Source organism: Streptococcus sp. 9903, assembly GCF_013276625.1.
In the GTDB taxonomy this organism is placed as follows: domain Bacteria; phylum Bacillota; class Bacilli; order Lactobacillales; family Streptococcaceae; genus Streptococcus.
Map to the genome: position 1 here is coordinate 56,082 of NZ_VMLI01000015.1, position 5,658 is coordinate 61,739.

A 5,658-nucleotide genomic window follows, 5' to 3' on the forward strand; every position below is an offset into this window, starting at 1 on the left:
TGCAACCTCAAAACGGTGTGTTGCGTAGCCTTCAACAAGCCTCCTAGTCCGCTCTGTGGTATTCATTGAGTCAACATCTCTTGTTTAAGAGCACAAAATCAGGAAATCTTCACGATTCCCTGATTTTTTCTATTTCCGTTTTCGTGTTGAACGACGTTCTGTCAAACCATGAGGTAAGAGAACTTCACGTTCTTCCAACTCTTCCTTGTGCATAATCTTGGTCAACATACGCATACTAATGGCACCAAGGTCATAAAGAGGTTGGGCAATCGTTGTCAAGTTTGGACGGGTAAAGCGTGAGATTTGTGAATCATCACTAGTAATAATTTCAAAATCTTCTGGCACAGAAACACCCTTATCAGCCAAACCGTTCAAGACTCCTGCTGCCAACTCATCACCTGTCACAACTGCTGCAGTTGCATTTGATGAAATCAAACGCTCTGCCAAGGCGTAACCATCATCATAGCTATACTTAGATTCAAATACCAAACCTTCACTATAAGCGATTCCTGCTTTCTTCAAGGCTTCCTTGTAGCCAACTAAACGAACCTTACCATTGATGTCATCCACTAGCGGACCGCTAACAAAAGCAATACGTTCATTTTCTTTAACAAGGTAACTCACTGCATCAATCGTTGCTTGCTTATAGTCAATGTTGACACTTGGCAACTGGTGCTCAACATCGACAGTTCCTGCGAGAACAATCGGAGTACGTGAACGCGAAAATTCTGAGCGAATTTTATCTGTCAAGTGATAACCCATAAAGATAATGCCATCTACCTGCTTTGAAAAGAGGGTATTGACAACAGAAACTTCTTTCTCGTTATCTTCATCGCTATTAGCTAGGACAATATTGTACTTGTACATTTCTGCAATATCATCAATCCCCTTAGCCAAACTCGAAAAATAACCATTGGTAATATTTGGAATCACAACACCAACAGTAGTTGTCTTTTTACTTGCAAGACCACGCGCAACTGCATTTGGACGATAATCCAAACGATCAATTACCTCTAGCACTTTTTTACGGGTATTCTCTTTTACATTTTTATTGCCATTGACCACACGGCTGACCGTCGCCATGGAAACACCCGCTTCACGAGCGACATCATAAATGGTTACTGTATCATCTGCATTCATTCCTTTTCCTGCCCTTTCTATCCCACACATTCTTTTACAAGTAGAGGCACCGATTGAAACTCTATATCTACTTACAAAAGTGAAGATGTGAAAATTTCGTTTTCATGTTTCTACTTATTCCATTCTATCACTAATTGTAAACACTTTCAAGTGTTTTTTGAAGATTGATTGAAAAAATTTCATAGAAAGCCTAGGTTTAGCTCTTGCTACCACCTTAGAGTAAACAAAAAGGAGGAAACCAAGCCCTCCTCAAGTTACAAAATTGTTTGATTAAATAATTTCAATTTTAGCACATAATGGTTTTCGCATTATGATAGTATCACAACCAACCAGATTCTTTCGCGATATTAGCTGCCTCTGTTCTATTACCTGCATCTAGTTTTGAAAGAATATTGGTGACATAGTTTCGGACTGTTCCGTTTGATAAATAAAGTTGATCTGCAATTTCTTGGTTAGAGAAGCCCTGAGCAATTCCCTTTAAAACTGCGATTTCTTGTTCTGTTAATGGATTGGGATGCGTCATCACCACTTCCATCAATTCAGGCGAATACTCCTTGCCTCCTTCGAGGACAGTATGCAAAGTTTGCATGAGGTCTGCAATGCTTCTTTCTTTTAATACATAAGCATCTACTCCAGCCTTGACTGCACGTTCAAAGTAACCAGGGCGCTTGAAGGTCGTCACCACAACCACCTTTGTTTCTAAATTTTCTGCTCGTATCCACTCCAAGACTTCAAGACCTGTCTTAACAGGCATTTCTACGTCAAGGATAGTGATATCTACAGACTCCTTTTCTAATAGTTCGATTGCTTCTTGCCCATTTTTGGCTTGAAGGACAGACTCCACATCTGGTTGAAGCGTGAGCAATTGACACATGGCATCTCGCAACATACTTTGATCTTCTGCGACTAATACTTTCATCTACTTTCTCTCCTTATAAGGTAGTCGAACCTGCACTTCCGTTGGGTGTTTCTGACTGATTACACTTACTTCTCCTGAAAATGGAAGGACACGATCTCGGACTGTATGGAACTCATCTCCTTTTATAGAAGCGAAGCCACAGCCATCATCACTTACTGTTAGAATGAGTTCCTTCTCTGTCCGTTCTAATTTTAAGTAAGCTTTAGACGCTTGGGCATGTTTGATGATATTGGTTACTAACTCAAGCAAAATCATGGAAGCCGTTGACTCCAATTCCTGAGTTAAGCTAGCTGTATCTAGTTGATTAGCTATTTCCACCTCAATTCCAGCAATTTCTAACATCTTTTTCACAGTCTCTAGTTCGGATGTCAAAGTTCTAGACTTAAGATTTTCCACAATGGTTCTCACTTCATTCATGGAATCCTTGCTGATCTGGTGAATTTCTTTTAATTCCTTTTCTACCTGTGGATAAGCCTGCATTTGAAATAACTGCAAGGCTAGATCAGTTTTAACACTTAGCATGGCAAAGGTATGTCCCAGACTATCATGCAAATCCTGACCGATACGACTGCGTTCATTTTCAGCAAGCAATAGATTTATCTGGGCATTTTGCTTAGCCTGTGCTTCTTTCAAATCCTCCACAATCCGAATCCGAACCAAGCCAAAAGTCATTAAATCGACAAAAGCAAGAATTACAAGTAGATAGAATAGAAACTCAACTTCGAGTTTCTGAAAAATCAACAGTTGGCCCACAACAAGGACTTGAGCAAGAAGAAAAGTCCAGACATGTAAAGACTTTAAACCACCTACGCTGAAATGATAACTTAAGAGATTGGATAGGAAAAAGAAAAACCAGATATAATTAACAGCAACAAAGGCAGTATTCCCAACTACATAAGTCAGCATGATGCCCCAATATAGCCAAGATAGGCGCTGGCTCTTAGTTGTTAAAACACCCAAATACGCTACTACAAATAGAATATCAATCAATAAATGCCAGGCAGAGAGCCACCCAGTCACTACAGGTAGGATGGGGAAAATCATAAAAATTAAACTAGCCCAAAACATATAGTGTATGCTTTTCAGTCTTTCAAGCATTAAGCATTCTCCTTATGACCTTGAAGGTAAATGGTCAAACCAAACAAAACTGCTGAAAAAACAAGTAGATAAACTGTGGCTGATAGATTGATGCTACCCTCGTTTAAGAAGGTCTTGAGCAACTCCATCAACTGATAAGTTGGTAGGCACTTCCCGATTGCTTGCATCCAGTCTGGAAATAAAGAGATGGGCATCCAGAGTCCACCTAAAACAGCCAAGCCTAGATAGAGAAGATTGCCCACGACAGACATCAGCTGACTAGAAGGCAAGAGTGTCAAGGTCAAGCCAAGCGCTACAAAAGCTACACTTCCTACTATCAGCAAGAACGCAGCCCCAATCCAGCTTCCTAAAGACATATCCACACCTCTTACAAAATGCCCAACTGAGAAAACAACCAGAATTGAGACCAAATAATCAACCATCATACTTGTTATATTTGATAGATAATATTCTACCATATTTACAGGGCTATGACGTAATGTTTTCTGCCAGTTGTTGATTTTATCGGTATGTAAGACAGCTGGGAATGAAAAGATAGCTGTCGACATCATGGAAAAAGCTGTCATGGAGATGAGGTAGTCACGCATAAAATTATCTGGTCCACCAGGTGTGTCCTGGTACATGCCTGAAAAGAATAAATAGAAGGCTGTCGGCATCCCTACGGATAATAGATAATAGACTAATTGTCGTTTGGTCAATAAAAATTCTATCTTGTTTAGTGCAATCTATCGTTTCATCTTAGTCATCTCCTTTTTGCGTTTCTTCAAAGATTGTATCCAGCAAACTACGATTATTAACTTCGATTTCTTGTATCCTACATCTTGCTTGGGCTAATAGCTCCCAGAAAGCATCTGCTTCTCGAGTGACTACTTGCAAAGAATCTTGCTTTAGGGTCCAGTTTTCAACCAAATTTGACTTCTCTACGACTTCCTTGTAAGCTATAGGAAGGATAAAGTACTTTTCTATTTCCTCGCTACGCATAGCTAGAGGCGTCGTATCACGAATCAACTCTCCCTTATTCAAGACCAAGATTCGGTCCGCTGTATGCTCTACCTCTTCGATATAGTGAGAAGAATAGACAATGGTCACACCATTTTTCTTTAACTGATCGACAATCTCCCAAAAACGTTGACGAGTTGAGGTATCCATAGCCGATGTAGGCTCATCTAAAAAGACAAGCTTTGGTCGCCCAATTAAGGTCAAGACAAAAGAGAAAAGACGCTTTTGTCCACCTGATAATTTTTCTGCAAATTGCTCTTTTTGTTGCTGATCAAACTGCAATAGTTGATCGATTTCCTGGTTACTCAAGTGATTTGGATAAATTTTTTGAAAGAAAGCAATCAACTCTTTAACTTTTAATTTCTGAACGATTACATTTTCTTGAGGGAGGTAAGCCCTAGTATAGTCTAACTTTGAACTCGTCACTGGTAAACCTTTAATAGATACTTGCCCACTGGTGACCAATTTATCTCCGAGCAAACAGTCCAAGAGTGTGGTCTTTCCTGCTCCGTTTGGCCCAATCATGGCAACACATTCACCTTCAGCTATCTCAAAGGAAATATCCTTCAAAATAGCCTTACCCTTGATGTTTTTATGTAAGCCTTGTACCTTAATCATGTTCATAATATTCTCCTTTCAGCCACTCCTTTCCCATCGGAAAGACGATAAAAATCATAAATCCTAATCCCCATGCACCACGGATGAATTGGTGAAGGAAGGCTTGATCAAACCAATCAGTAAACATTTCTACCAACCATACCAAGAGTGACAGGCCGATAAAGAAATAGATAATTGCTTTTTTCATTCCTCAAACTCCTTTTTCACATCTCTTACTAATTTCAAACCTTCTCTGACAAGCCAAGACATCATTCCAAAGCCAGCAAATAACTCCCAAGGAAAATGATAGAAATCTTCATCCAATCCTGAGAACATGAGATAGGTCATAACTCCTGCTGCTACTAAACTCATTGCGACAATTACTTTATGTTTCATTTTTTCTTCCTCCCTTTCATACTTCAATTATAGTCTTTTGAAGTTAGCGGAGCTAGATACTTCTGTCACTCGTAAATATGACAAATGTCATAAAAGATTCTGTTCAAAATAAGCAAGATACACTATACAATAAAACACAATTAGAAAAATCTAAGGCAACTTCCTCAAAAGAGATATCAAACCCAATTCACACCATAATATAAACTAATACTTATTTAAAATCAAAAAAAGTAGAAATTTTTATCAGACAAACACATATATTATACGTTGAACAAAACCCTAAAATTTATAAGAGTTATAAAATCTGTTAAATTTCAATGTGGATACCTAAACTACGGTATTTATTGAAAAGGTTGGAGACAAAAAGTATACGCTGCCAAAATGAATTGCTGAAAATCATAACCACCCGTCAAACGGGTGGTTTGTCTCAGGGCTATAAGCCCAAATTACCAGCCAGCGCCTAAAGACGCTGGCTTTCACTTTGTTCAAACCTCATTGCTCTTGACTCG

The 5,658-nt window shown here is 39.0% G+C and carries 7 protein-coding genes; all 7 read right to left on the bottom strand.

The window, feature by feature from the left end; genetic code table 11:
* Positions 1-129 precede the first annotated feature (129 nt).
* Complete coding sequence (gene ccpA / locus HT696_RS07105) at positions 130-1,140, bottom strand: catabolite control protein A (RefSeq protein WP_173212244.1); 1,011 nt, start codon at positions 1,138-1,140, stop codon at positions 130-132.
* A gap of 319 nt (positions 1,141-1,459) precedes the next feature.
* Complete coding sequence (locus HT696_RS07110) at positions 1,460-2,059, bottom strand: response regulator transcription factor (protein ID WP_173282533.1); 600 nt, start codon at positions 2,057-2,059, stop codon at positions 1,460-1,462.
* A complete protein-coding gene (locus HT696_RS07115; RefSeq protein ID WP_173282531.1) occupies positions 2,060-3,157 on the bottom strand; it encodes a sensor histidine kinase in 1,098 nt (365 codons plus the stop codon).
* Positions 3,157-3,882 (bottom strand): ABC transporter permease, encoded by a 726-nt coding sequence (locus HT696_RS07120; RefSeq protein WP_345789490.1) that lies wholly within the window; start codon positions 3,880-3,882, stop codon positions 3,157-3,159. Before HT696_RS07120 ends, HT696_RS07115 begins: the two co-directional genes overlap by 1 nt.
* 13 nt (positions 3,883-3,895) lie before the next feature.
* Positions 3,896-4,780, bottom strand: a complete 885-nt coding sequence (locus HT696_RS07125; protein WP_173219526.1) for an ABC transporter ATP-binding protein — start codon at positions 4,778-4,780, stop codon at positions 3,896-3,898.
* Positions 4,767-4,961, bottom strand: coding sequence for a hypothetical protein (locus HT696_RS07130; protein WP_173219523.1), 195 nt, complete (start codon positions 4,959-4,961; stop codon positions 4,767-4,769). The genes HT696_RS07125 and HT696_RS07130 overlap by 14 nt, the downstream gene beginning before the upstream one ends.
* Positions 4,958-5,149 carry a hypothetical protein gene (locus tag HT696_RS07135; RefSeq protein WP_173219521.1) on the bottom strand — a complete coding sequence of 64 codons (192 nt, stop codon included), beginning with the start codon at positions 5,147-5,149 and terminating at the stop codon, positions 4,958-4,960. The genes HT696_RS07130 and HT696_RS07135 overlap by 4 nt, the downstream gene beginning before the upstream one ends.
* Positions 5,150-5,658: the final 509 nt, after the last annotated feature.